The 26278-nt window shown below is 49.2% G+C and carries 23 protein-coding genes, 1 rRNA gene and 1 pseudogene; 6 read left to right on the plus strand and 19 right to left on the minus strand.

Going from position 1 to position 26278, the window contains the following annotated elements; all coding sequences use genetic code 11:
- Positions 1-35: 35 nt before the first annotated feature.
- From AC6R0L_RS02310 to AC6R0L_RS02370, 13 genes are all read right to left on the minus strand, one after another.
- A 16S ribosomal RNA gene (locus AC6R0L_RS02310) occupies positions 36-1587 on the minus strand.
- 601 nt (positions 1588-2188) lie between these two features.
- Entirely contained in the window at positions 2189-2965 is a 777-nt protein-coding gene (locus AC6R0L_RS02315) for a phosphoadenylyl-sulfate reductase (protein ID WP_500628093.1), read from the minus strand.
- A complete protein-coding gene (gene cysI / locus AC6R0L_RS02320; RefSeq protein WP_334554555.1) occupies positions 2958-4691 on the minus strand; it encodes an assimilatory sulfite reductase (NADPH) hemoprotein subunit in 1734 nt (577 codons plus the stop codon). Before cysI ends, AC6R0L_RS02315 begins: the two co-directional genes overlap by 8 nt.
- The gene (locus AC6R0L_RS02325) at positions 4691-6544 is read right to left on the minus strand and encodes an assimilatory sulfite reductase (NADPH) flavoprotein subunit (RefSeq protein ID WP_500627539.1); all 1854 of its coding nucleotides are present in this window, start codon (positions 6542-6544) and stop codon (positions 4691-4693) included. The genes cysI and AC6R0L_RS02325 overlap by 1 nt, the downstream gene beginning before the upstream one ends.
- A gap of 215 nt (positions 6545-6759) precedes the next feature.
- Positions 6760-6990 (minus strand): hypothetical protein, encoded by a 231-nt coding sequence (locus AC6R0L_RS02330; RefSeq protein WP_334554559.1) that lies wholly within the window; start codon positions 6988-6990, stop codon positions 6760-6762.
- Positions 6991-7230: 240 nt separating this feature from the next.
- Complete coding sequence (locus AC6R0L_RS02335) at positions 7231-7896, minus strand: TIGR04219 family outer membrane beta-barrel protein (protein ID WP_500628094.1); 666 nt, start codon at positions 7894-7896, stop codon at positions 7231-7233.
- Between the two features lie 100 nt (positions 7897-7996).
- Positions 7997-8209: an envelope stress response protein PspG gene (pspG, locus tag AC6R0L_RS02340; RefSeq protein ID WP_334554563.1), complete on the minus strand. Its 213-nt coding sequence runs from the start codon at positions 8207-8209 to the stop codon at positions 7997-7999.
- Positions 8210-8365: 156 nt separating this feature from the next.
- Positions 8366-9388 carry a tRNA dihydrouridine(20/20a) synthase DusA gene (gene dusA / locus AC6R0L_RS02345; protein WP_500628095.1) on the minus strand — a complete coding sequence of 341 codons (1023 nt, stop codon included), beginning with the start codon at positions 9386-9388 and terminating at the stop codon, positions 8366-8368.
- 276 nt (positions 9389-9664) lie between these two features.
- Positions 9665-11788 carry a methyl-accepting chemotaxis protein gene (locus tag AC6R0L_RS02350; protein ID WP_500628096.1) on the minus strand — a complete coding sequence of 708 codons (2124 nt, stop codon included), beginning with the start codon at positions 11786-11788 and terminating at the stop codon, positions 9665-9667.
- 372 nt (positions 11789-12160) lie between these two features.
- Positions 12161-12373, minus strand: a complete 213-nt coding sequence (locus AC6R0L_RS02355) for a hypothetical protein (protein ID WP_500628097.1) — start codon at positions 12371-12373, stop codon at positions 12161-12163.
- 15 nt (positions 12374-12388) lie between these two features.
- On the minus strand, positions 12389-12532 hold the full coding sequence (locus AC6R0L_RS02360; RefSeq protein WP_500627534.1) for a hypothetical protein: 144 nt from the start codon (positions 12530-12532) through the stop codon (positions 12389-12391).
- Positions 12533-12910: 378 nt separating this feature from the next.
- Entirely contained in the window at positions 12911-13123 is a 213-nt protein-coding gene (gene cspE, locus AC6R0L_RS02365; protein ID WP_500628098.1) for a transcription antiterminator/RNA stability regulator CspE, read from the minus strand.
- Between the two features lie 228 nt (positions 13124-13351).
- The gene (locus AC6R0L_RS02370; RefSeq protein WP_500628099.1) at positions 13352-14413 is read right to left on the minus strand and encodes a sensor domain-containing diguanylate cyclase; all 1062 of its coding nucleotides are present in this window, start codon (positions 14411-14413) and stop codon (positions 13352-13354) included.
- Between the two features lie 274 nt (positions 14414-14687).
- Here AC6R0L_RS02370 and zur point away from each other — a divergent pair, with 274 nt between their 5' ends.
- On the plus strand, positions 14688-15158 hold the full coding sequence (gene zur / locus AC6R0L_RS02375; RefSeq protein WP_500628100.1) for a zinc uptake transcriptional repressor Zur: 471 nt from the start codon (positions 14688-14690) through the stop codon (positions 15156-15158).
- Positions 15159-15196: 38 nt separating this feature from the next.
- Complete coding sequence (locus tag AC6R0L_RS02380; protein ID WP_500627531.1) at positions 15197-15658, plus strand: chemotaxis protein CheX; 462 nt, start codon at positions 15197-15199, stop codon at positions 15656-15658.
- 131 nt (positions 15659-15789) lie between these two features.
- Here the strand turns inward: AC6R0L_RS02380 and cysC are convergent, their stop codons facing one another.
- Genes cysC through cobA form a run of 5 tightly spaced genes read right to left on the minus strand, consistent with a single transcriptional unit; the run spans position 15790 to position 21531 of the window.
- On the minus strand, positions 15790-16407 hold the full coding sequence (gene cysC / locus AC6R0L_RS02385; protein WP_500628101.1) for an adenylyl-sulfate kinase: 618 nt from the start codon (positions 16405-16407) through the stop codon (positions 15790-15792).
- Positions 16408-16466: 59 nt separating this feature from the next.
- Positions 16467-18191, minus strand: coding sequence for an SLC13 family permease (locus AC6R0L_RS02390; RefSeq protein ID WP_487903288.1), 1725 nt, complete (start codon positions 18189-18191; stop codon positions 16467-16469).
- A 29-nt stretch (positions 18192-18220) separates the two neighbouring features.
- Complete coding sequence (gene cysN, locus AC6R0L_RS02395) at positions 18221-19654, minus strand: sulfate adenylyltransferase subunit CysN (RefSeq protein ID WP_500628102.1); 1434 nt, start codon at positions 19652-19654, stop codon at positions 18221-18223.
- Between the two features lie 20 nt (positions 19655-19674).
- Entirely contained in the window at positions 19675-20649 is a 975-nt protein-coding gene (gene cysD / locus AC6R0L_RS02400) for a sulfate adenylyltransferase subunit CysD (RefSeq protein WP_334554971.1), read from the minus strand.
- A gap of 6 nt (positions 20650-20655) precedes the next feature.
- On the minus strand, positions 20656-21531 hold the full coding sequence (gene cobA / locus AC6R0L_RS02405) for a uroporphyrinogen-III C-methyltransferase (RefSeq protein WP_500628103.1): 876 nt from the start codon (positions 21529-21531) through the stop codon (positions 20656-20658).
- A gap of 263 nt (positions 21532-21794) precedes the next feature.
- Between cobA and AC6R0L_RS02410 the strand changes: the two genes are divergently transcribed.
- Together AC6R0L_RS02410 and AC6R0L_RS02415 are read left to right on the plus strand one after the other, a co-directional pair.
- Positions 21795-23756 carry a bifunctional 2',3'-cyclic-nucleotide 2'-phosphodiesterase/3'-nucleotidase gene (locus AC6R0L_RS02410; RefSeq protein ID WP_500628104.1) on the plus strand — a complete coding sequence of 654 codons (1962 nt, stop codon included), beginning with the start codon at positions 21795-21797 and terminating at the stop codon, positions 23754-23756.
- Positions 23757-23899: 143 nt separating this feature from the next.
- Positions 23900-24355: a GNAT family N-acetyltransferase gene (locus AC6R0L_RS02415; protein WP_500628105.1), complete on the plus strand. Its 456-nt coding sequence runs from the start codon at positions 23900-23902 to the stop codon at positions 24353-24355.
- A gap of 32 nt (positions 24356-24387) precedes the next feature.
- Here the strand turns inward: AC6R0L_RS02415 and AC6R0L_RS02420 are convergent, their stop codons facing one another.
- Complete coding sequence (locus tag AC6R0L_RS02420; protein ID WP_500628106.1) at positions 24388-25083, minus strand: LysM-like peptidoglycan-binding domain-containing protein; 696 nt, start codon at positions 25081-25083, stop codon at positions 24388-24390.
- A 248-nt stretch (positions 25084-25331) separates the two neighbouring features.
- Between AC6R0L_RS02420 and bamJ the strand changes: the two genes are divergently transcribed.
- On the plus strand, positions 25332-25952 hold the full coding sequence (bamJ, locus tag AC6R0L_RS02425; RefSeq protein WP_334554590.1) for a BamJ family beta-barrel-assembly machinery protein: 621 nt from the start codon (positions 25332-25334) through the stop codon (positions 25950-25952).
- A gap of 202 nt (positions 25953-26154) precedes the next feature.
- A pseudogene (locus AC6R0L_RS02430) lies at positions 26155-26278 on the plus strand (DUF2780 domain-containing protein); the annotation flags it as partial.

Here is a 26278-nt window from a genome sequence, read left to right on the forward strand (position 1 = left end):
AATCTGTGTGGACACTCATAACGACAATCATCGTATAAGGAGGTGATCCAGCGCCAGGTTCCCCTAGCGCTACCTTGTTACGACTTCACCCCAGTCATGAACCACAAAGTGGTGAGCGTCCTCCCGAAGGTTAAACTACCCACTTCTTTTGCAGCCCACTCCCATGGTGTGACGGGCGGTGTGTACAAGGCCCGGGAACGTATTCACCGTGGCATTCTGATCCACGATTACTAGCGATTCCGACTTCATGGAGTCGAGTTGCAGACTCCAATCCGGACTACGACGCACTTTTTGGGATTCGCTTACTCTCGCAAGTTCGCCGCCCTCTGTATGCGCCATTGTAGCACGTGTGTAGCCCTACTCGTAAGGGCCATGATGACTTGACGTCGTCCCCACCTTCCTCCGGTTTATCACCGGCAGTCTCCCTGGAGTTCCCACCCGAAGTGCTGGCAAACAAGGATAAGGGTTGCGCTCGTTGCGGGACTTAACCCAACATTTCACAACACGAGCTGACGACAGCCATGCAGCACCTGTCTTACAGTTCCCGAAGGCACCAAAGCATCTCTGCTAAGTTCTGTAGATGTCAAGAGTAGGTAAGGTTCTTCGCGTTGCATCGAATTAAACCACATGCTCCACCGCTTGTGCGGGCCCCCGTCAATTCATTTGAGTTTTAATCTTGCGACCGTACTCCCCAGGCGGTCTACTTAACGCGTTAGCTCCGAAAGCCACGGCTCAAGGCCACAACCTCCAAGTAGACATCGTTTACGGCGTGGACTACCAGGGTATCTAATCCTGTTTGCTCCCCACGCTTTCGCATCTGAGTGTCAGTATCTGTCCAGGGGGCCGCCTTCGCCACCGGTATTCCTTCAGATCTCTACGCATTTCACCGCTACACCTGAAATTCTACCCCCCTCTACAGTACTCTAGTCTGCCAGTTTCAAATGCAATTCCGAGGTTGAGCCCCGGGCTTTCACATCTGACTTAACAAACCACCTGCATGCGCTTTACGCCCAGTAATTCCGATTAACGCTCGCACCCTCCGTATTACCGCGGCTGCTGGCACGGAGTTAGCCGGTGCTTCTTCTGCAGCTAACGTCAAATGAGTGCGCTATTAACACACCCACCTTCCTCACTGCTGAAAGTACTTTACAACCCGAAGGCCTTCTTCATACACGCGGCATGGCTGCATCAGGCTTGCGCCCATTGTGCAATATTCCCCACTGCTGCCTCCCGTAGGAGTCTGGACCGTGTCTCAGTTCCAGTGTGGCTGATCATCCTCTCAGACCAGCTAGGGATCGTTGCCTTGGTGAGCCCTTACCTCACCAACTAGCTAATCCCACCTGGGCATATCCTGACGCGAGAGGCCCGAAGGTCCCCCTCTTTGAGCCGAAGCTATTATGCGGTATTAGCCATCGTTTCCAATGGTTATCCCCCACATCAGGGCAATTTCCCAGGCATTACTCACCCGTCCGCCGCTCGACGCCCTTAACGTTCCCCGAAGGTTCAGTTAAGTCGTTTCCGCTCGACTTGCATGTGTTAGGCCTGCCGCCAGCGTTCAATCTGAGCCATGATCAAACTCTTCAATTTAAGATTTTGTCGGCTCAATGAATACTGATAAGTTCCTAGTGACTAGAAGCTAGTTCCTAGAAAACTTGAATTGACTGTGCTCGAATGCCCATCCTTTAAAAAGGAAAGTCATTCAAATGGTCACTCAGTTCATTGAAACCTAATTTGATACCAATGTATCTAATTGGATTATCATCAACGAGTGCCCACACAGATTGATAGGTTTATATTGTTAAAGAGCGCTCTTGGCTGTGACTCAGGTCACTCACAAGAGGCGGCCATTCTAGCGACTTAATTTTCAGTGTCAAACACTTTTTTAAGTTTTTATTTCAACGTTACCGCTGAGCTAGTTGACCTTGTCGATAACGCTGACCCCTTATGAGCTCTGCCCTGTCGACGAGGAGGCATTATAGAGATCGAAATCACATTGGCAAGTGATATTTTCATAAAAATGTAAAAATAGAGCCTAAATGAGCAATTAGCGCTCAAACCCCTATTTATCCAACTTTACCCAACTATTTGCCACATAATAACCACAGAGTTATCCACAATGACTAATTCCAAGCGATAAAAAGGCCGCATACGCGACCTTTTTTTGAGGTTCATTGACGCAATTACCGCATCAAATACCCGAGCCATCGAGTTCGTTGTCTTCTTCATGCAGACCACACTCTCTCTTTAAGCCGAAGAAACGTGTTTCTTCTTCTGCCATTCCAGGCTCCCACTTCTTAGTGGTATGCGTATCGCCGACAGAGAGATACCCTTCATCCCAAAGAGGGTGATAAGAGAGATCGTGCTCTTCTAGGTAATAGTGGATGTCCTTATTACTCCAATCAATCACTGGCAGAAACTTGAACACGCCATTTTGAATCGACAAAATGGGCAGCCCAGCTCGCGACTTCGATTGCTCGCGGCGTAAACCGGAGAACCAAGTGCTAACATTAAGCTCCTCTAGCGCGCGGCGCATAGGTTCCACTTTGTTTATCTTGTTGTACTTCTCGATACCCTCTATACCTTGCTCCCAAAGTTTGCCGTAGCGCGCCTCTTGCCATTGCGGGCTCTCTTTGGCGCGATACACTTTTAGGTTGAGGTTCAATTTCTCTGTCAATTGATCAATGAAACGGTACGTTTGCGGGAACAAGTAACCTGTGTCGGTCAAAATGACTGGCACGTCCGGTTTCTGCTCAGTGACGAGATGAAGCATCACCGCCGCTTGGATACCGAAACTCGACGAGACCGCGAACTCACCATCGAGGTTTTCAAGCGCCCATTTTACTCGCTGCTGTGCTGACAGTTGCTCAAGCTCGACATTGATCTGGGCAAGATGAAGACTTTGCTCGGTCTTGGTCAGTTTAAGCAGTTCTGCCAGCTCCGGTTTTGAAGCTACAGAATCAAGCATAAAAATCTCTCTTAGATACCAATACTTCTTGGATGATGCCAACACGAATCACGAAGTCACCGAAACACTCACCTTGCTCACGCTCAGTAGCCCAGCGACCGACCAGTTGATCTATCTCTTCGAGTATCTGACTATCTGTAATGTTCTCTTTGTACATTTTCGGCACGCGTGTTCCAGCGCGATTGCCCCCTAGGTGCAGGTTGTATCGACCTGGCGCCTTACCCACTAGACCAATTTCAGCCAGCATCGCGCGGCCACATCCATTAGGACAACCCGTCACACGCAGAATGATGTTGTCTTCTTTTGGTAGATTGTGTTTCGCCAAAATGCCTTCTACGTCGGTCACGAACTGCGGCAAGAAACGTTCCGCTTCCGCCATTGCGAGCGGACAAGTTGGGAAGGCCACACACGCCATCGAGTTTTTACGTTGCTCGCTGACCGCATCGTCCATCAAACCATGTTCGCGCGCAATTTTCTCGATCTTCGCTTTGTTGCTTTTCGACACACCCGCCACAATCAAGTTTTGGTTGGCCGTCATGCGAAAATCGCCTTTATGGATTTTGGCAATTTCAGCCACACCGGTTTTAAGAGGCTTGCCTGGGTAATCCAATAGTCGGCCGTTTTCGATAAACAAGGCGAGATGATGTTTACCATCAATGCCCTCTACCCAACCGATACGATCGCCACGTTCTGTGAATTCGTATGGACGGCTTGCTTGGAACTGAACACCGGCACGTTTTTCCACTTCCGCTTTAAACACATCGATACCGACGCGATCAAGCGTGTATTTGGTTTTGGCGTTCTTACGGTTTGAACGGTTACCCCAGTCACGTTGCGTAGTCACAACCGCGGCTGCCACATCCAACGTTTTTTCAAGTGGGATAAAACCAAAGTCATCCGCTCGACGTGGATAGGTCGACGTATCACCGTGAGTCATCGCAAGACCACCACCGACTAAAACGTTGAAACCCACCAGCTTGCCGTTATCGGCTATCGCGACAAAGTTCAAATCGTTCGCATGCACATCCACATCATTTTGCGGCGGAATCACCACGGTGGTTTTGAACTTACGCGGTAGGTAGTTACTACCAAGGATCGGCTCTTCGTCTGTGGTCTCAACCTTCTCACCGTCTAACCAGATCTCTGCGTACGCGCGCGTCTTAGGCAGCAGGTGCTCACTGATCTTTTTCGCCCACTCGTACGCCTCTTGGTGTAACTCAGATTCCACCGGGTTAGTGGTACACAGTACGTTTCTGTTCACGTCACCTGCGGTAGCGATAGAGTCAATCCCAATACTGTTGAGCGTTTGGTGCATCAATTTGATGTTTGGCTTCAATACGCCGTGGAACTGGAACGTTTGTCGAGTCGTTAAACGGATACTGCCGTACAGAGAGTGCTCGGTAGCAAACTTGTCAATCGCCAACCATTGCTTCGGCGTGATAATGCCGCCCGGCATGCGCGCACGAAGCATCACATTGTGTAGAGGCTCCAGCTTTTGTTTCGCACGTTCGTTGCGAATATCACGGTCATCTTGCTGATACATACCGTGGAAACGGATCAGCTGGAAGTTATCCGCCGTAAATCCACCGGTGATGCGATCTTGCAGATCCGCTTCGATCGTCCCACGTAGGAAGTGACTTTCTCTTTTAAGACGTTCGTTATCGGAAAGCGGCCCTAACTCTTCGCCCAGTACCACCTGCTTGTTATTTTCAGTAGAAAAAGTCATTAGTACACATCCCTTTGATAACGTTTTGCTTTGCGTAACTCATTAATAAATTCTTCTGCGTCATCACGCGATAGATTGCCTTGCTGCTCAGCGACGATGATCAGTGCGTCATGAACGTCTTTTGCCATACGAGTGGCATCACCACAGACATACAGATACGCGCCATCTTGAATCCACTGCCACACTTGTGCCGCGTTCTCTAAAATGCGGTGCTGAACATACACTTTCTCGGCTTGATCGCGGCTAAAGGCCACATCCAAACGGCTGAGTACCCCTGATTTTAGGTATTTCTGCCACTCCACTTGGTAGAGGAAGTCCTGAGTAAAAGTACGATCGCCAAAGAACAACCAGTTCTTTCCAGACGCATCACGGTTCTCTCGCTCCTGGATAAAACTGCGGAATGGGGCAATCCCAGTGCCTGGGCCAATCATGATAATCGGCGTGCTGTCATCTTGAGGTAATTTGAAGTTGTTGTTGTTTTCAACAAACACTTTGACCGCACCGCCCTCTTCGAGGCGCTGAGCCAAGAAGCCTGAGGCACCACCAAAGCGAGACTCGTCACCTTGCTGGTATTCCACCAGCCCAACAGTCAAATGCACTTCTTCATCGACTTCGGCTTGGCTTGAGGCAATCGAGTAGAGTCTTGGCGTCAAGCGGCGCAACAAACCAATCAGTGCGTCTGCCGATAGGGTGGTCTTCTTCTCCGCTAACACGTCAACAATTTGCGTGTTGGCGGCGTACTCACGAAGCTTATCTTTGTCTTCGACCAATTTTTGCAGTTTCTTGCTGCCTGACAGCTCAGCAAATTTTGTGACAAACTGAGGATTAGAAGCGGTGATTTCGAATTTAGTGACCAACGCGCTGTGAATCGACAAGCTCTCGCCATCCACTTCAACGCTTTCCACACCTGACAGACCCACTTTAGCTAGGATCGCATTGGCGAGTTCAGAGCTGTTCTCAAACCATACGCCCAAGGCGTCGCCTGGCTGATAAGTCAAACCTGAGCCTTCAAGATCAATTTCAATGTGACGCACGTCTTTTCCAGAATCACGCCCGGTGATCTTCTGGCTAGTCAGCAAAGTCGCGGTGTATGGGTTTTGCTTGTTGTAGGACGACACGACCGCCGATTGACCTACTGGCAACTGAACGACTTCAGCTTCTACGCCACCAGCCAACTCTTCTTTAACGATAGAGAGCGCTTTTTCACGCCACTCACTGGCTGGCGCTTCATAATCGACGTCACAGTCAACACGCTCAATAAAGGCCGTCGCGCCCAACTTGGAGAGATAAGCATCGAAGTCTTTACCGGTTTGGCAGAAAAACTCATAGCTTGAGTCACCGAGCGCAATCACACCATATTTGAGGTTCGGCAGTTTCGGCGCTTTCTTCGACTGCAAGAATTCATGCAGTTCAATGGCGTTGTCTGGGGCTTCACCTTCACCATTGGTTGACGCCACGATAATCACGTGGGTCTCTTTGGCTAAGCTTTTGCCTTTGTAATCACTGGCATCAAAGAGCGCCACATCAATACCCTGCGCTTTTGCGTCATGCTCGAGCGCTTCAGCCACGCCTTTCGCATTGCCAGTTTGCGAGGCGAAAATGATCGTTAATTTACCTGCAGGCTTGGCTGCCACCGCAACCGCCGCTTGACTGATGGGTGCAGACGCTGCTGCGGTTTGAGGCTGTTGTGCTAGGCCCCAAAAGTAGCCGCTGACCCATGCCAGCTGCTGAGTAGATAAACCAGCAACAGTTTGTTGCAAAGACCCTAGCTGCTGATCATTCAGCGGCGCAGCCAAAGCCGGTAATTCTTGTGATGCGTTTCCTTCAGAGGAGACGTTGTTTTTTAATGACATGGTCACGACATCCCTATTCATTGCGTGACGATAGATTAACCACTCTCCTTAATAACAAGAAAGAATAGAAGTGAATGTTTTATAACTTTTGGAATTAAAGGAAACGTGCAGCGCCTGAACGCCGTCAGCCAGTCGCGCGCCTTTACGCAGTACAAGCAGGGGAGGTAATAATGAGAGGTGATAGACAAGGCGTCTTTTTCTGTGGGTGGTGGGGACTATTTGGCTTCGACCCGTACGTGCTTAAAGCCCACCGCCATTGCCGACTTGGAGGCTAGATCAAGGTCTAGGTACTGACACTCCTCACCTTGAGCATCGGTCAATAACACGAAACCACCTCTAGCGTGGCGAAATTCCACCACCCAACTGCCCTCTTGGACAGACGGTTCAATAATGGCTTCCACCAGTTGATTGTCTCGATATAGGCTTCTTAGTTCATTAATCGTCATGAGATTCCCTTCTCTGGCTAGAAACAAGCGCCACCTATAAGCATGGAAGAAACTGACGATATCGCGACATTTTTTCGTGCATTTATAATGAATAGATATAAAAAACAGTTCGATAGATACAAAAAGGCGCCACATCAATCGCAGCGCTCTTTTTCTAGTTATAATGAAAGGCATAAGGCAGTCATACATCATGCTATCGAGAAGACGCATACATATTCTTCACTGGGAAGAATCGCTGACTTAGAAGCTCCACTCCGCGCCAACAAAAAAGCCATTAGCGAAGATAAACGACTTACCGAGCTCCTCGGATTTCGCATCGAACTTGCCCGACTCCAAATCAATCACGCGATAGCCACCTCGGAAAGCCAACGTCGTCTCTTTCAGTGGCAGGCGGTACTGAACGCCCGCCATCAAATCGGTACTTTTGATGTCGTTGTTGTTGCCAAAGTTCATCTCACCGATGATATCAAAATGCGTATTGGGCACCGTCAGCTCGGCATAGCCGTACCACGCCCAGATAAATCCATCGAAATCGACTGGATTGTTGATGTCTTGGGCATTGACGTACTTGGTATCGGATAAATCCGTCAGGGTCACCCCTGCATCGAAATGCATTAAATCATGCTCAAGCAGGCGGTAGTAGAGCGTCAGGTCGAGCTTATCAAACGCCATGTAATCAGCATCAACACTGGAGTAACGCAAACGGGCATCGGGAAGGTACGGCGTATCATGCTCAATCGCCAAATAGCCGCTGGGTGTGGTGTCGCTGTCGCGGTTTACTTCATTGACCTTGGTTTTCGGCCACCACATCTCTGCACCGACTTTCGCCGTGTACGAGGACTCCGCCATCGCCCATCCCGAAACCATCGAGGCGATAGTGAAAATTGCAGCCGATTTGATACCCATTGATTAAACTCTCCACACTGTTGCTATGCATCATAGATGACGTAGCGAAAATAGTACCACATTCACCGAGCTTGCCCGCAACAATTTAGCCTAAACAGCACTAGGATCTTGGCTGCGCAACCACGCTTTTAAAAAACCATACCGCTATCGCGATAACCACTAACCAAGGGATCAATTTAATCACCGCAGACATCATCCCGAGCAGCAACATCACCACCATAGCAAAGCCAATGGCGGCCAATACGGTCAGGAAGGTCACACCTGTGACCAGTAACGTCGCCGCGAAGATCAAAGCAAAAATCAATTCAAACATAGTGCTCTCCTTTTTGCTCAATCAATACAGATAGTGTGCCAAGATTAAAAATCAAGATAAGCTAATGTTTTATATAAACAAACAAAAAGAGGTAGGGTTCGACCCTACCTCTTCATATTCATCTATTGGTAAATTTAACCACTCGACTGGCGATTTTTACACATCTAACTCTTGAGGAATTTTCGCCAGCGCCGCTTGTACCACTTCAATTCCAGAACCCGGTTTGTGGGCGTTTTCACTGATGTAACGACGCCATTGACGCGCGCCTGGCATGTTTTGGAACAAGCCCAACATATGACGAGTGATGTGGCCTAAGTAGGCCCCCTTCGCCAACTGCTGATCAATGTATGGGTACATCTCTTCGACTACTTGGCGACGCTTCTTCACTGGTGTGTCGAGACCGAAAATCGTCTGATCAACGTGGGCCAATAGGTACGGGTTTTGGTAAGCCTCTCGCCCAACCATGACGCCATCAAGGTGCGCTAAATGCTCTAACGACTCATCCAAGGTTTTAATGCCGCCATTGACGCCAATGTTCAAGTGGGCAAAGTCTTGTTTGATTTGATACGCGCGCGGGTAATCCAGCGGCGGGATCTCTCGGTTCTCTTTCGGGCTCAAACCGCTTAACCACGCTTTACGAGCGTGAATCGTAAACTGCTCACACCCACCTTTTTCAGACACAATGCGCACGAAATCAGTCAGAAACTCATACGAGTCTTGATCGTCAATGCCGATGCGCGTCTTAACGGTGACAGGAATATCAACCACATCGCGCATGGCGGCAATACACTGTGCCACCAGCACAGGCTCCGCCATCAAGCAGGCGCCAAAACGGCCATTTTGTACTCTGTCCGACGGGCAACCGACATTGAGGTTAATTTCATCATAGCCACGCTCAGCCGCCAACTTCGCACACGTCGCTAAATCTTGCGGGTTGGAGCCACCAAGTTGCAGCGCCACTGGGTGCTCCTCCTCGTTGTACGCCAAGAAGTCGCCTTTACCATGAATGATCGCGCCGGTTGTCACCATCTCAGTGTAGAGCAAGGTCTCTTTAGTGAGGAGTCGGTGGAAGTATCGACAATGGCGATCTGTCCAATCGAGCATGGGTGCAATAGAGAATCGAGAGCTTGGAAAAACCCCGTTGTGAGTCGGTTTTTTCTCTTCGTTAGTATCTAACATTGAACTCGCCTTTGTTTGCATCTTCTCACCCTATCAGCGCCCAACTCGCTGCCTCAAAGCTGCTTTGGGGCGCTATTGTGCCAAAAGCAGTCAGTGCTCGAATCGTGGTTTCATTAAAAGAGCGCAGATTCTACATCAAGTTGTCGCTGTGCCCAAGCATGGTGAGACACCACACAGACCTTAGAAATCTAAATCATTGATCTTGCGATATTGAACCTGTGTTTTCACACCATGCCAAGCAGTGGGGCATTTAACTCTCCCCACTCTACTGGGTCACTATGACGCTCGAGCGATTTCAAAACGGCCTGTCAGTTGATCGAGACGCTTCAGTGCATTTTGCATTAAGGCTGTTCGACGCGCGAGCTGTTGAGAAGAGATAATCAATTGTTCGGAGGTCACTTGAGCTTGATCGACCGTTTTACTGTGTTGAACACTGTTTTCAGCAATACCGTTAATAATGCGAAACAGTTCGGTAACTCGGTTCTGGAGAACCTCATTGCCATCCGTTCCATTGACCATGATGGCGTTGCTTTCGACGTTATCAATACCTTGCTGCATAAAGCTAACGGCTGTCTTTGATTGTGAACGAAGCTTTTGCAGCATGGTGCCGATATTGTTCGCTGCTTGAGAGGTTTTGTCTGCTAACGTACGAACTTCATCTGCAACCACGGCAAACCCACGTCCGTGCTCACCGGCTCTCGCGGCTTCAATCGCCGCATTTAATGCTAGCAAGTTCGTCTGTGCTGTAATTTCAGAGATGATGTCGACAATGTCGGTGATCTTTTCCATTTCAGCGTTCACATCATTGACACTCTGCGCTGACGCTTCAACGATTTCTTTGATACCGTTGGCGGACTCAACCGCACGTTGATACTCCAGCGCAGCATGTTCAATTGTGCTTTGCATCGCTTTATCCATTTCTGTTGCAGAAAGATTCGCACACTCGATGTCAGTTTGCTGGCCTTTACTAAGCACTATCATATCTTCAATGGAAGCACAGGTGTCTTGGCTAGCGGTGGTGAGCACTTGGCTACGACGCAACAAAGAGGCGGACACTTGATTTACCTCTTTGCTTGCAAAGACCAACTCCGTCACCACACCCTCTAAATTATCGATAAAGCTATTGGTCCAGCGGCCAAGCCCGCCAATTTCATCTGGCTTCAAATGCTCCGTTTCAAGGCGCTGAGTCAAATTGCCATCCCCCTCTGCAAGGGTACGAATCACATTCGTCATTTCCTCAACACGTCGAGACAGTGGACGTGCACAGAGAGCGTGAAAAGAAAACGTCACCGCCATACAAACCAGTGCCGTCAACAGCCAGACAAACACTTGCGAAAGTTGAAAGTAGTGCGCAGCGAAAGACGGAAGCAATACAGAGGCCAAAACCCCGAACGCAAAATGTCGAGTTTGAGTTAAAGACAAACTTCGGTGTCGATAGACTTCTTCTAAGTCCGACTCACACATCATCCCCCAACGGTCCGGTGAACCGGGCAACTGAAACGTAACCCCTTTACCAATAACGGGAATGTGACGGTAGTCAGAGTAGCCTGGGTATTCAATATAGAGATTTTGCCCGTGACGAATGGTTTCTCTGACGCCAGGGTGTAACTCTTTCGTTGCCGGGTCTGTGAACAGAATTTCAAACTCAGTGTGATGACGAACTTTCACCACACCGAACTCAGTGGTGATCCCTTGTTTTAAATTCTCTCCATGAGAAAAGGTATTGTCTTCAAAACGTGAGCGCGATAATGCCGTTCCCGGCAGAATACTTGGATCATGCTTGGCTTCAACCATAAACAGGTAGTTGTCACCAGATTCACTGTAGATGTGCCCTGCTTCGCGTTGAATAATGTCGCCAATCACATCGTTGGGAATTCGACCGCAAAGGCATGCTTGCTCCTCACCGGGCTTACCCAACGGTTGATAGAACATCAATGTCACCGCATCATGAAATGTGGAACTTGAAGGGCCAACAGCCAGTGTGCGCTCATCCACATAAGGGCCTAGCAAGTATGGCGCCTTTAGACCCGATGCCAGCGCCATATTATCGACGATATGACTGCCGATATGATTCTTATGACTGGAGTGAGTGGTCATGCCCTGACTATCGACAATAAACAATTCTGAGAAGTCTTTTCCCCTCTGAGTCAATTCCTCTAATGTCGTATTACGCTCATTGATAGGTTTACTTGAAAGGTAGAGCGCGGCATTGGTCAAAAAGGCCCATTGATTGTTCGCCCAATCCTGAAGCAAGTTCACTCGTGTGTGTGCGATATTCTCAAACGTTTGTTCGAGCTCATTTTTTCTATGGCGATTTAAATAGCACGCCTTTTTCATGGCAAGCTTCCCTGTGCTACCAAGCCACGGTAGCCAACGTTGTTCACTCTGAGTTAGGTTCATCCTTGTCCCTTATTATTATCTTATCGTATACAATCAAAACGGCCTCGAGTGATGCAAGTTTCACACCCGCCTCAACAAAGAAACAACCATTTGATTTTAAATAACAAAAAATAAGACCTCACCAAAAAAGCACAACAACTTGCACTAAAACCAAGCACTTAAAAAACAAAGCACTTACTTGGTGCAAATGACATTAACTCGGATGAACAAGGTAAAAGTAGAGAAGAAGTAATCGCAGCGAGGTGAAGGAGTGAAGGAGTGAACGCGCTGATGACGATTCGTCCCGTGAAGGATACAGTAGCTCAACCTCTCACGTCTTGAGCAGAGCGCTACGATGAAGAGGTTGGAAGCAATTTGACGTTGACGCGCCGATTATTGATTGGCGTTAAGAAAGCGCTCGGCGCTGGCGAACAGTGCGTCGCATTTCTTTTTCTGTTTGGCGTGTTCTGCGTCGCCTTCGCTCATGGCGTCCAAGAGCTCTTTCTGTTTGTTGTACTCACCGACCATGAGGGCAAACTTCTCTTCAAAGTCGCTCTTACGCATTTTTTTGCCTGATTTTCTTGCAGGTCTAGCTGGTTTTTTCATGGTTTTCTCTCCAATTTAGAGTTCAATTCGTTCTTTCTGATCGCGTTCTAGAAGAATGTCTTCAATTCTCTTGCGAATTTGATGAATGTTTTGGGGCTGGTCTTCTTGTTTCGTTGAAGCCTCTTCTGCAGGCTTACGAGGTTTTGCGTTCTTCTTCAATGCTTAATCCTTATCCGATTCGATATGGAAAGAGCCTAAAACCACACCGTCAGAATTTTGAAATTGACCAGACTCACTCACTTCACAAAATGAAAAATGTAAATCTAAATCGTCGGTGTTTAACTGAGGCAGCACGTGCCGCTTGAGAACGTCGCTATTGAGCTGGTGAAGGGAGGCAGACCAAGATGTCGACCTAGAGTAAAGGTGATAGTGTATTTTGAACAATGGCACTTTGCCCTTTAGGTAATTTTTGTTCGCGAAGAACATAATACCAATATGTTTTTCGGTTAGATTTTCTAGTCATTGAACTCCTTGATAAGCAATGAAAACAAAAAGACCTCGCCATCTGAATGAGACAGCGAGATCTCTTAAGTACAATTACAGTACAGTTACGTCAGCAGCTTGTGGGCCTTTGCCACCTTGCTCAACGTTGAACGCCACTTTTTGGCCTTCTGCGAGAGTTTTAAAACCATCGCTAATAATAGAACGGAAGTGAACGAAAAGATCCGCGCCACCGTTGTCTGGAGTGATGAAGCCAAAACCTTTCGTTTCGTTAAACCATTTTACTGAACCAGTTGTCTTATTAGACATAAATACCTCGATACATTGATACATTAATGAAGAAAATAGAAGCTACTAAGGAAAGCATGTAGAAAAAGGTATCGCAGGATAGTATGACGACTGAATCGAAATGAAACTGTGAAGATCTTGAACTAAATATTGCATTAATAGCCCGCTTTTTGAGCTGGCGCCACTATACACCTTGTAGAAATAATAGATAGCGATTTCTCACATTTTTACTTTCAACTCGCTTTTTCGTCAACCCGCCCGGTCTTGACGCGACTCTGTACTGGCTCGAACACAATTTCGCCCGGCCGCTTTCGCCTCGTACAAGGCTTGGTCAGCGCGTTTAAGTAAACTTTCAGGTGTGAGATCGAAAGCGCTAGGCGCCACCGCCCCAATACTGACGGTAATCGACATTCGAGTGCCATCATACTCATACGGGTATTGCGCAAGCGTGGCTCGCAGCGACTCAAACACCAACATCGCAGATTCCAGTTCTGACTGGCGAACGATAAGCGCAAACTCTTCACCGCCAATGCGCGAGACATGCCCTAGCCCTTTCATTTGCTGCATGGTGAGCGTCACCACTTGCTTTAAGACCTGATCCCCTGCTAAATGGCCATAGCGATCATTAAGCGGTTTAAAATGGTCAATATCCATCAAGCCAAGCACAAAGCCTTGGCGTTGCTCATGAAAATCCGACAAGGTTTGTTGGATCTTGGCAGAAAATACCCGGCGATTGGCAGCGCCAGTGAGCTCATCCGTCGTGGCCAGTTGATTTAACTCCATCACTTGCTGATGCAGTTGGATATTAAAGCTGACCCAATTGGCAATACATTGCAAAGTGATAGCTTGCTCTTCAGTAAAGTAGTGACTTTGATCGTGGCCAATATTAAGGGTACCCAAACATTGGTCGCCACACACGAGAGGGGCATCCATACAGGTCTTTAGCCCAGAATCCCTCAGCATGACGCAATCTAACTCCTCAGAGGTGGCGAGATCATCACAAATCAGCAGCGTACGAGTTGAAAAGGCTCGGCCGACAAGCGTTTGCGCAATAGGGAGATGGAAATCGAGTGGAATGGCTTTATTGCCACTGATCGAGTAGACCTTGAGCGTATCTCCGCCTTCCTTAAGCGTAATACTGGCTCTTTGGGCGGCAAACATCTGCGACATCCATTCGGAGACGGTATCGAGCACCGCTTGCAGTGAGGTTGCCACCGACAACGCCTGTATAAAGGCCGCAGGCAGGGTCACATGATGGCCTCGTTCTAATTCGGCAAGCTTCGAAAGACCATAGGCTCTTTCTGACCGCATAGCTCCCCCTAATGGTGTATTCTCGTTATTATAATTTTTGATGATTGACTCATTAAACATTAACCCTATTTCTGCTAGATGCAAGCAACAAACACAAAGGGCACGCGTTATTGGTATCGTTTTCCCTGTAGATAAGGTAACTTATGCGCAAGTGTCAAAATGATGCTCTGTGTCCGGTGAGGGTAAATAACGCACTGACACACTTATCAGAAAATGCCTTACGCGCGACGCTAAAGTTGCGGAAATGGTATATTATTAAACATGTCCAATGGTTATGGTGAGAAATTTGGACCCACAGCTAGTCACACAAATTGAAGAAATCTGTGTCGCGAGAGGCGTACGGCTGACCCCTCAAAGAAAACGAGTCTTTGAGTTGATTTGTGCCAGCCCGAAAGCGTCCAGCGCGTATGAACTTTTAGAGGAGCTGAAACTCAGTGAACCGCAGGCTAAGCCGCCAACCGTTTATCGAGCACTCGATTTTCTGTTAGAGCAAGGTTTCATTCACCGAGTCGAGTCGACCAACAGTTTCATACAGTGCTGCTCTTGTAACGCACACAAGCACTTTTCTCATCTACTGATCTGTGACAAGTGTGGAAATGTCATTGAATTACAAGATGATAGTTTGATAGCCTTACTGGCAGACAACGCAGAAAGGCACGGTTTCAGACTCACAAACCACGTGATTGAATCACATGGGACTTGTCAGTCGTGCAGCGCTGGTAATGCGCAACAAGTCTCAAAGTAAAATAAGTTTCAAAGTCCATTAATGAATAGAAGAAGATTATGCGCGCTGAATTTGTAAACCCGTTTTTAGCTTCACTGATGAATGTGTTGAAGACCATGGCATCACTGGAGCTAAAACCGCAAAAACCTCGTGTGAAAAAGGATGAGATCGCTCGCGGTGATATCTCTGGTTTGATTGGTATGGTTGGCCAGCAAACGCGTGGCTCGATGTCTATTACCTTTGATGAAAACTTGGCGCTGGAAATCATGCAAAACATGTTGGGCGAGCGCCCGAATGGTTTGAATGATGAAGTGACCGATATGGTGGGTGAAATCACCAACATGGTCACTGGCGGTGCAAAACGCATCTTGGCAGAAAGCGGCTTTGATTTTGATATGGCGACGCCTGTCGTGGTGTCAGGGAAAGGCCACACGATTCGCCACAAGTGCGAAGGCTCGATCATCATCATGCCGTTCACCTCGCAATGGGGCAACGCCTTTATCGAAATCTGTTTCGAATAAGCACCCCATCCCTCACGGCGCGTATCCTAATTACGAAGAGGAATGGCGCACATGAATGGCACACACGCGTGTTAAGCCTTGATGCTAAAACGCGGGTGATAAAAAAGCTTCCGACATGGAAGCTTTTTTGGTTAAGCGATGATCTGCCGCTCTTTTAATGTTTCAAGACACATTGCCACCAGCTCATCGATGCTCTTTTCACCTGCGGGTAAATCGATTTCTGGATTAAGCGGTGCTTGATACTCAGAATCAATACCGGTGAAGTTTTGGATCTCCCCTGCTCTTGCCTTTTTGTACAGCCCTTTTGGATCGCGCTGCTCACAGACATCGAGCGATGCGTTGACAAACACTTCCAAAAACTCGCCCTCAGGCAGCAGTTCTCGCACCAGCTGACGCTCGGTTCGATGCGGTGAAATAAACGCAGACAGGACAATCAAACCAGCATCGGCCATCAATTTCGCCAGCTCACCGATACGGCGAATGTTCTCGCGTCGGTCTTGCTCTGAAAATCCTAAATCGCTGCACAGGCCATGACGAACATTGTCGCCATCAAGCAAATAGGTGTGGTAACCCAGCTGCGCCAACTTGGTTTCAAGCGCGCCAGCCACGGTCGACTTTCCCGCGCCAGATAGCCCGGTAAACCAGAGTACCGCAGAGCGCTGATTTTTAAGTTGGGCACGCTGCGCTTTATCAACGGCGTGTGAGTGCCAAACGATGTTTTCGTCTTTTTCGCGGGTTTGTGTGGTCATAGTCAGTCCTTGTCAATCATTCCACTCTGCGAGCGAGGCAAAGCGGAGAAATAGCTGCATCAGAAGGGAAAAAAGATCGGGATAAGCCCAAGCACCAGTATCGAATAGACGATAGAGAGTGGAATTCCCACTTTGACATAATCCAGTAATGTGTAGTTGCCAACGCTATACACCAATAGATTGGTTTGATAGCCATACGGCGAAATAAAGCTCGCACTCGCGCCAAACAGCACGGCCATGATAAACGGCATCGGATCTACCCCGTAGCCCAGCGCCATACTGTAGCCAATCGGGAACGCCAAGGCCGCGGCGGCATTGTTGGTCACTAGCTCTGTCAAAATCAGGGTTAAGAAGTAGGTCGCGACCAGTGCGCCAAAGACGCCCCAACCGTTAAATGCCTCGATAAACATCTGCCCTAAGTTTTCCGACAGGCCGGTCGAAAGCATCAATTGGGCAATCGACAGCGCCGAGCCGACAATGACGACGATATCGATAGGAAAACGGCGTCGCAGTTCGTTGATGTGGACAATGCCCGTCATCAAAGTCGCCAGCAAAAATACGGACAGCCCCTTAATGAGCGGCAGTATCTCCATCAGGGCGAGCCCAATCACCAGAGCAAAGCCCAGCAGCACCAAGGCGGATTTATTGCCATCGAGGCGAGCACTCGAATCGAGATCATTCATCACCACAAATTCTTTGCGGTGGGCTTGCCTTTCTTGCTCAAAACGCTTCCCAGGTACCAATACTAAGGTATCCCCCGCATTGAGCACTATGTTACCCAAGCCGCCTTCCAAACGCTCATGACCACGACGAATCGCCACCACCACCGCGTCAAAGCGATCACGGAAATGACTCGATTTTAACGTCTTGTTGCAAAAGCTCGCCGAAGAGCTCACCACTACTTCCACGTAGTTTTGCCCGTTGATGTGGTGCTGGCCAAACAGCGTTAAGCCTTGGATCTCTTGCAAGGTCGCGACGCTTTCTATATCGCCGCAAAAGAGCAAGCGGTCTCTGGCCTGCAAGACAAAATCTGGGTCCACCGATGGCATGGTTTGCCCATCACGGATCACTTCAGCCAAAAAGAGTTTACGCAGCGCGCGCAAATTGTTCTCACTGATACTGCGCCCAACCAGCGGCGAGCCAGGCTCAACCCGCGCTTCTAAAAAGTACGGTAAGTCGTCTTGGCTGTGGTCATCATAGTTTGGCAACAGATAACTCAGAGGGATCAAGATAAGCAGCCCGCCGACCAAAACCGATAAACCAATCAAAGTCGGGGTAAAAAAGCCCAAACTTGGCAATCCTGCGTTTTCAACAAAGCTGTTGATGATCAAATTGGTCGAGGTACCAATAAGGGTTAAGGTACCGCCTAAGATGGCGGTATACGAAAGAGGGATCAATAGCTTCGACGGGGCGTGTTGCTGATTACGCTTAATGGCGCCAATCAGCGATACCACCACCGCCGTATTATTAGTAAACGAAGAGAGCAGCGCCGTGGAGATGCCCAACTTCGCCACTACGGTGCCTAATTTTCCCGTCGACAAAGAGCGGCTCACCCAGCTGATCAGACGCGTTTTTTCTAGCGCGCACGACGCCAAGATGAGCAGCACCAGCGTCACCAATGAGGCATTGGTGAAGTTAGAGGCGATCTCACTGACGTCAATCAAGCCGGCAATGAAGGCAATAAACGCTGCGCTGGCAAACAGATAGCTCGGTTTAACTCGTGTGCTGACTAAACAGGTCACAACCCCGACCAACAACGCCAGCACCACTCCTTGCTGCCACATTTCGCCTCTCCCTACTCGCTTACCTTGGCTTACTTCTGGCCAAGCAGTTGGCTGAGATCAGCCGCACCCCAATGAGGGAAGTGCTTACGAATCAGTGCATTGAGCTCAACTTCAAACTCAGAGAACTGACCTTCACCACGCGCAACCTGCGACAAGCTCTCGCGAATCAATCCCGCGCCGACTGTCACATTGGTTAAACGATCAATCACGATAAAACCGCCGGTGTCTTGGCAAGCGAGGTATTTATCCAGTGCGACCGACTCGTTCAAAGTCCATTCGCACAAACCGATCCCGTTCAACGGTAACTCGTCAGCACTGTGGCTCGAGAGGTTGTTGATGTCGTACTGGTGACGAATCGCTTGCACTTGGCCTACCGTTTTCTTACCCGCAATCTTGATGTCGTAATCACGACCCGGTTTAAGCGGCTGCTCGGTCATCCATACCACATCAGCCAGCAGGTGGTTACTCGACTCCACCGAAGAGGACTCCAGTACGATCAGGTCGCCGCGGCTAATGTCGATTTCATCTTCCAGCGTCAACGTCACCGCAAGTCCGGCTTGCGCCTGCTCCAAATCGCCATCAAAGGTCACAATGCGCGCCACCGTTGAGGTTTTGCCTGATGGCAACGCTTTAATTTTGTCACCCACGCTGACGCTGCCAGAGGCAATCGTGCCGGCAAAGCCACGGAAATCGAGGTTCGGGCGGTTAACGTATTGCACTGGGAAGCGGAAATCGCCCACTTCTTTTTCGCTGTCGACATCGACAGACTCCAAAAGCTCAAGCAGTGATGGGCCCTTGAACCAACTCATGTTGGCACTGGGCTCAACTACGTTATCGCCTTCTAGGGCTGACAGCGGGATGATCTGAATGTCCGTCTCACCTTGCAGGTTCTTGGAAAACTCAAGGTATTGCTCACGAATCTCTTCAAAACGCTCCTGTGAGTAATCAACCAAGTCCATCTTGTTGACCGCGACCACAAAGTGCTTAAGGCCAAGCAAGTTAGAGATGAAAGAGTGACGACGCGTTTGATCCAAAACGCCCTTACGCGCATCGATCAAGATCACCGCCAGATCACAGGTTGACGCACCGGTCGCCATGTTACGCGTGTATTGCTCATGCCCCGGCGTATCCGCAATGATGAATTTGCGTTTTTGGGTAGAGAAATAACGGTAGGCCACATCAATGGTGATGCCCTGTTCACGTTCCGCTTGTAGACCATCGACCAGCAGCGCCAAGTCTGGGCGCTCGCCGGTGGTGCCGACACGCTGAGAATCAGAGTGAACCGCGGCCAACTGATCTTCATAAATTTGTTTTGAGTCATGCAGCAAGCGACCGATCAAGGTACTCTTGCCGTCATCAACTGAGCCACACGTTAAGAATCTAAGTAGTGACTTGTATTGGTGCTGTTTTAGGTATCCCTCGATACCAAGCTCTGCGAGCTCCGCTACGACTGCGCTGTTCATTTTCTTTCCTTAGATCCTACTTAGAAGTAACCTTGACGTTTTTTGAGCTCCATCGATCCTGACTGATCGTGGTCGATCGCTCGACCTTGGCGCTCACTCGACGTCGCCACTAACATCTCTTCGATAATACCGGTCAACGTGTTGGCGGTGGACTCAATCGCCCCCGTCAGTGGGTAGCAACCCAAGGTACGAAAACGTACGCTTTTCTCCTCCACCACTTCACCCGGTTGCAGCTTCATGCGCTCGTCATCGACCATGATCAACATGCCATCACGCTCAACAACAGGACGCGTATCCGCCAAGTACAAAGGCACAATCTCAATGTTCTCTAAGTAGATGTATTGCCAGATGTCGAGCTCAGTCCAGTTCGACAGTGGGAACACACGAATACTTTCGCCTTTGTTGATTTGACCGTTATAAGTGCGCCACAGCTCTGGACGCTGGTTTTTCGGGTCCCAGGTGTGGTTTTTATCTCGAAATGAGTAGACTCGCTCTTTCGCTCGAGACTTCTCTTCGTCACGGCGGGCACCGCCAAAGGCAGCGTCAAAGCCGTATTTGTTAAGCGCCTGCTTTAACCCTTGGGTTTTCATGATGTCCGTGTGTTTCGAAGAGCCATGATCGAATGGGTTGATGCCCATCGCCAGACCTTCTGGGTTCTTATGGACCAAAAGCTCAAAGCCGTACTTCTTCGCGGTTCTATCGCGAAATTCGATCATCTCTCTAAACTTCCAGTCGGTATCGACGTGCAGCAATGGAAATGGGATCTTGCCTGGGTAAAACGCTTTACGCGCAAGATGCAGCATTACTGACGAGTCTTTACCGATGGAGTACATCATCACAGGGTTATCAAACTCAGCGGCAACTTCGCGGATGATATGAATACTCTCCGCTTCCAGTTGCTTGAGATGAGTTAAACGTTCTTGGTCCATGTTGGTGCTTCCTTTACGGCTCGCGTTGAGCTTCTGACTATTAAATTCAGGGTGATGTGCAAAAATTAAGCGCTATGCGCTCTGGCGGCCAAGTTGGCTTATGGGCGCCTCGGTTTGCGCGCGGGCAAACCAATCGAGCTTTTCGGACAACGCCACCACTTCACCGATCACAATCAATGACGGGGACTCGGCGCTTTTGGCCAATTCACTCAAATCGCTCAATTGACCTTTCAGTACGCGTTGGGCTTGCTGCGTACCACGCTCGATAATGGCAATTGGCGTGTGCGCGGTGCGGCCATGCGTAATCAACTGGCTTTGGATGTAATCGGACTTCATCAGCCCCATATAGATGACTAGCGTTTGATTGCCACGCGCTAATGTCGACCAATCCATCTCATCACGTTCGGCTTTGAGATGACCGGTAATAAACATCGCCGACTGAGCGTAATCTCGGTGCGTCAATGGAATGCCGGCGTAGGCCGTCGCGCCAGCAGCAGCGGTGATCCCAGGTACCACGTGAAAGGCGATACCCGCGTCAGCCAACACTTCGAGCTCCTCTCCGCCGCGACCAAAAATAAACGGATCGCCACCTTTAATGCGCACGACTTTGTGCCCTTGCTGCGCAAAATCGACCAACAGTTGATTGGTTTTCTCTTGCGGTACGCTGTGGTGACCCGCACGTTTGCCAACGCAAACCAAAATGGTGTCGCTTGGCACCAGTGCCATGATCTCGTCTGACACCAAGTAGTCATACAGCACCACATCGGCCTGCTGTAAAAAGCGCAACGCTTTGAGCGTCAGCAACTCCACATCGCCTGGCCCAGCGCCAACCAATGCCACTTCACCGGCTTTCAAACCACTGCGGCCCTTCGCGTGCAACGGCGGTAGGTTGCGCTCGACTTGGGGCTGGCGAAGTGGAAAGGGAGAGACAGTTTCCTTGTGCGCCATAACGTCATCCTTTTGCTAATCTATGGATGGCATTATGGCGCTGCTAACATATTACCTGAAATTCTAAAATTTCATTTTTTATACCAATTGCTGATAAGAGACGATTCTTGTCACACCGAATCGAGGCAAAAAGTGAGAGTTGGGCACCACAACCCGTTGTCACCAACGGTTAAGATCACGTTTTCCTGATGAATGAAATTATTGTTTCATACAACTTTGTTACATTATGCAGTACTGTTGACCCCCCCTCATCGGAGCAAAAAATGAACGTAGCAGTGAAACCTCTCTCTCTGGCTGTCCTTAGCGGGATGCTGGTTATGGCCAGCCCAGCGATGGCAGAAACCATCAAACTTCGCATTATCGAGACCACCGACATCCACACCAACGTGATGGATTACGACTACTACAAAGACAAACCGTCACAAAAGATTGGTTTGACTCGCGCCGCAACCTTAGTCAAAGCAGCGCGCAATGAAGTCGAAAACAGCGTCTTGGTTGATAACGGTGACTTGATTCAAGGCAGCCCAATGGGTGACTACATGGCAGCCAAAGGCATTGAGAAAGGCGAGGTTCACCCTGTTTACAAGGCGATGAATCAGCTTGGCTACGATGTGGGTAACATCGGTAACCACGAGTTCAACTACGGCTTAGAGTTTCTGGCAAAATCGCTGGAAGGTGCCGAGTTCCCTTACGTCAGCGCGAACGTTTTTGACCAAAAAACCGGTGAGCACTACTTCAAACCTTACCTGATCAAGTCGCACATGTTTAAAGATGTCGATGGTGTCGAACACGAGATCAAAGTTGGCTACATCGGCTTCGTACCGCCACAAATCATGGTGTGGGATAAGAAAAACCTCGAAGGCAAAGTGTTTGCCAAAGACATCAAAGAGTCAGCGATGGCTCTAGTGCCCCAAATGAAGGCTGAAGGCGCAGATGTGATTGTCGCGATCCCGCACTCAGGCGTATCCTCTGATCCGCACAAAATGGGCGCAGAAAACTCTACTTACTATCTCTCTGAAGTAGAAGGCATTGATGCGATTGCGTTTGGTCACTCGCACGCCGTCTTCCCAGGGAAAGGCTTTGAAAACATCCAAGGTGTGGATAATGAAATGGGTACCATCAACGGCGTTGCCGCCGTCATGCCAGGACGTTGGGGCAGCCACGTCGGTGTGATTGACCTAGAGCTTAAGCAAGAAGGTGAGCAGTGGGTGGTAGTGAAAGGCCAATCAGAAGCGCGGCCAATTTTTGATTCCGCCACTAAACAGCCTATCGCCGACGCGGATGCCGGTATCGTCAAAGCCCTTGAAGCGGACCACAAAGCGACGCGCGACTTCGTCAATCAGCCGATTGGTAAAGCCAGCGACGTGATGTACAGCTTCCTCGCCTTGGTGCAAGACGATCCCACCGTACAAATCGTCAACCTTGCACAAAAAGATTACGTTGAGCGCTTTATCCAAGGCGATCCTGATTTATCAGACATCCCAGTGCTCTCAGCGGCAGCGCCGTTTAAAGCGGGCGGTCGTAAAAACGATCCGAACAACTACACCGAAGTGGAGTCAGGTCAGTTGACCTTCCGCAACGCTGCGGATCTCTACCTCTACCCGAATACTTTGGTGGCGATGAAAGTCAGCGGTCACGAAGTGAAAGAGTGGCTAGAGTGCAGCGCCGGTCAATTTAACCAGATCGATACCAACAGCAGCGCCGCACAAAGCCTGATTGATTGGGATGGCTTCCGTACTTACAACTTTGACGTCATTGATGGGGTTAACTACCAGATTGATGTGACCCAGCCAGCGAAATACGACGGCAACTGTAACGTCATCAATGAAGATGCTGAGCGTATCGTCGGTTTGACTTATCAAGGGAAAGCGATTGATCTGAAACAGCCATTTATCATTGCGACCAACAACTACCGTGCGTACAGCAACAAGTTCCCAGGCACGGGTGCCGAGTTTGTTGCGTTTGACTCGCCAGATGAAAACCGCTCGGTTGTGGCTGCGTACATTACCCGCGTCAGTGAAGAAAACGGTGAGTTTGTACCAAGCGCAGACAACAACTGGTCTTTCGCCCCTATCCAATCGGATAAAAAACTCGATATCCGTTTCGAAACCTCACCGGGTGAAAAGGCAGCTAAGTTCATCGCAGATAAAGGTCAATATCCAATGACCTTCGTTGAGAATGATGACGTAGGCTTTGCGGTCTACCAAATCGATCTGCAAAAATAGCGCTTTGCTCAATCAGAGAGTCTTTCATTAAGCCGCAGTCACTGCGGCTTTTTTCTCTCTGTTTTGCAAAGATTTTTAAGATTGCAGCCACTTATCTTAGGTTGATATGATGGCGTCCCTTTTTTATCACCAATAGGTGTCCGATGGATTGGCAACTGCGTACCTTTGAAGCTTTGAGCAACCACGAGCTGTATCAATTACTCAAACTAAGAGTGGATGTGTTTGTGGTCGAACAAACCTGCCCATACCCCGAGCTCGATGACAAAGACCCAATCACGGGGGTGTATCACCTACTGGGTTATGAGCAAGACCAACTGGTCGCCTGCGCGCGCTTACTGCCTGCTGGGATCAGTTATCCGAGCGTCAGTATTGGCCGAGTCGCGACACATGAAAAAGCGCGGGGCAACGGGCTGGGCCATCAACTGTTAGAACAAGCGATTCATCAATGCCAACGGTTGTGGCCAAACAGCGCAATTGAAATCGGCGCGCAAGAGCACTTAAGTGCCTTCTATGGCCGATATGGATTTGTTGCCACCTCTGAGATGTATCTCGAAGATGGCATCCCTCATATTGATATGAAGCGAGAGAGTGGTGGTTGAGGGGTAATGGGTAATGGGTAATGGGTAAGTGATTACTTACTGCGACCGAATCCACCATCTGATAGTCTAAAGAACATCACCGACTGCTGATTTTTCTCGAGTTGAAGAATATCAAGCTGACCTTCATCGGTCACTTTGTAGCGCACCAACTGACCTTGGCGAATTTGGCTGAGCGGTTTATCTTGCCCTTCTACTTTGACGAGTGCGTTCAAGTCCGCCATCGAGAGTCCATTTCGACGAAACATCTCGGCTAGGGTATCGCCACTTTTCACCGTATCTTCTTGCCACGGGTTCGTGACTTGTCTTGGGTTTGTTACTTGTTCTTGATGTGAGACTGGCGTTGAGCTTTGCTGGCTCAGTGAGGTGGTGTTGATGTCAATGGAGACACGTTGAGGTGATGCAACCTGCACCGAAGCCGTCTCCGGTGTCGACGGTGATGTGGGCAACATCAGCAAAATGACAAGCAGTGGAACCAGTACCATCAACCCACGTTGATGCCACTTAGGTAGACGATGCCAAAGCGCCTTGCCTTGCTCGGGTAACGCGTGCCATTTAGCCCCGCGGGGAAGCGACGAGTTCGTCTCAGGCGTGCTTGAGTCAGGCAGACTGGCCCCTTGCTTTTTCAGCTTGAGTGCGCTCAACGGGTTTGAATGACGAAAGCGCGCCAACTGTGTTTTCAATACCTCAGCATAATCGACACGTTGTGGTTTCTTCTTTCTGCGATTCATCGCCCTATTTCTCCCAATACTACCCTGCCCCAAGTATAAAAATGATAATCAACCGAGTATAGGGATTTTGCGCGCGTTAAGTAATAACTCGGTCAAATCTCACGGAATTCTCATCGATAGGCGCATTTCAACCCCGAGAGTGATGGTTATTCTCCCCCGAGAGTGATAGTTAAAAGGGCGCTATCGTTTCATCACTGTGTGAGAACTGGTAGACTTGATGACTTTATACACCCAACAAGAGAGACATCATGTCTGAAGTGAAATTTGAAACTGTAGAGCAAAAAGCCAGCTACGGAATCGGCCTACAAATGGGTCAACAACTTGCGGGTTCTGGTCTTGACGGCCTAAACGTTGACGCCATTGCTGCGGGTATCGCAACAGCATTGGTTGGTGACATGCCAGCAATCGAAGTAGACGAAATCAACAAAGCGCTGCAAGAGCTACACACTCGCGCGGAAGCAGTACGTCAAGAAGCGGCAAAAGCGGCAGCGGCGGATGGCGAAGCCTTCCTAAAAGACAACGCTCTACGTCCAGAAGTGACCGTACTAGAGTCAGGTCTTCAGTACGAAATCATCACTGAAGGTACGGGTGAAACCCCAACTTCAGACAAGCAAGTTCGCGTTCACTACCACGGTGAATTGACTGACGGCACGGTATTTGACAGCTCAGTGTCTCGTGGCCAACCGGCTGAATTCCCTGTCACTGGCGTGATCAAAGGTTGGGTAGAAGCCCTACAACTGATGCCTGTTGGCTCAAAGTGGAAACTGTACATTCCTCAAGACCTTGCCTATGGTGAGCGCGGCGCTGGCGCGGCGATCCCTCCATTCGCAGCGTTGGTCTTCGAAGTCGAATTGCTAGCTATCCTATAATAGCCTGGCAGAACAGCCGAAAGTTCAAGACAGACAGCGGTGCTCTATGAGCGCCGCTTTTTTTCATCTTGACGCAGAGATGGCTCTATTCACTGTGAGATGAGTGTGATACAAGTATCGCTTATGGAAGCAATATACCCATTGATCCATTCAATCACTCTGACCTATCAGAGTGTTAAAGTGAACACTGCATGGAGGCTCTATGCGCAAACACCTTCTTACTGCGGCGCTGCTGACTCTGTCTGTCGGACAAGCGCACGCGTTTCTCAATTCCATTACTGAAAAATCAAGCCAAGAGGGTTTGATGGACATGGTTAGCCAAGGGC

Source organism: Vibrio sp. R15-SG3-ISO1A (genome assembly GCF_059833955.1).

Coding starts and splice junctions, on each gene's coding strand:
- pspG (WP_334554563.1), bottom strand. CDS start 8,209: ATGTTTGAATTGATTTTTGCTTTGATCTTCGCGGCGACGTTACTGGTC.
- bamJ (WP_334554590.1), top strand. CDS start 25,332: ATGTCTGAAGTGAAATTTGAAACTGTAGAGCAAAAAGCCAGCTACGGA.
- AC6R0L_RS02415 (WP_500628105.1), top strand. CDS start 23,900: ATGGATTGGCAACTGCGTACCTTTGAAGCTTTGAGCAACCACGAGCTG.
- AC6R0L_RS02420 (WP_500628106.1), bottom strand. CDS start 25,083: ATGAATCGCAGAAAGAAGAAACCACAACGTGTCGATTATGCTGAGGTA.
- AC6R0L_RS02390 (WP_487903288.1), bottom strand. CDS start 18,191: ATGTGGCAGCAAGGAGTGGTGCTGGCGTTGTTGGTCGGGGTTGTGACC.
- AC6R0L_RS02380 (WP_500627531.1), top strand. CDS start 15,197: ATGCGCGCTGAATTTGTAAACCCGTTTTTAGCTTCACTGATGAATGTG.
- AC6R0L_RS02370 (WP_500628099.1), bottom strand. CDS start 14,413: ATGCGGTCAGAAAGAGCCTATGGTCTTTCGAAGCTTGCCGAATTAGAA.
- AC6R0L_RS02330 (WP_334554559.1), bottom strand. CDS start 6,990: ATGACGATTAATGAACTAAGAAGCCTATATCGAGACAATCAACTGGTG.
- cysN (WP_500628102.1), bottom strand. CDS start 19,654: ATGAACAGCGCAGTCGTAGCGGAGCTCGCAGAGCTTGGTATCGAGGGA.
- AC6R0L_RS02315 (WP_500628093.1), bottom strand. CDS start 2,965: ATGCTTGATTCTGTAGCTTCAAAACCGGAGCTGGCAGAACTGCTTAAA.
- zur (WP_500628100.1), top strand. CDS start 14,688: ATGGTGAGAAATTTGGACCCACAGCTAGTCACACAAATTGAAGAAATC.
- cysC (WP_500628101.1), bottom strand. CDS start 16,407: ATGACCACACAAACCCGCGAAAAAGACGAAAACATCGTTTGGCACTCA.
- dusA (WP_500628095.1), bottom strand. CDS start 9,388: ATGTTAGATACTAACGAAGAGAAAAAACCGACTCACAACGGGGTTTTT.
- cysI (WP_334554555.1), bottom strand. CDS start 4,691: ATGACTTTTTCTACTGAAAATAACAAGCAGGTGGTACTGGGCGAAGAG.
- AC6R0L_RS02350 (WP_500628096.1), bottom strand. CDS start 11,788: ATGAACCTAACTCAGAGTGAACAACGTTGGCTACCGTGGCTTGGTAGC.
- AC6R0L_RS02355 (WP_500628097.1), bottom strand. CDS start 12,373: ATGAAAAAACCAGCTAGACCTGCAAGAAAATCAGGCAAAAAAATGCGT.
- cspE (WP_500628098.1), bottom strand. CDS start 13,123: ATGTCTAATAAGACAACTGGTTCAGTAAAATGGTTTAACGAAACGAAA.
- AC6R0L_RS02410 (WP_500628104.1), top strand. CDS start 21,795: ATGAACGTAGCAGTGAAACCTCTCTCTCTGGCTGTCCTTAGCGGGATG.
- AC6R0L_RS02325 (WP_500627539.1), bottom strand. CDS start 6,544: ATGTCATTAAAAAACAACGTCTCCTCTGAAGGAAACGCATCACAAGAA.
- cobA (WP_500628103.1), bottom strand. CDS start 21,531: ATGGCGCACAAGGAAACTGTCTCTCCCTTTCCACTTCGCCAGCCCCAA.
- AC6R0L_RS02335 (WP_500628094.1), bottom strand. CDS start 7,896: ATGGGTATCAAATCGGCTGCAATTTTCACTATCGCCTCGATGGTTTCG.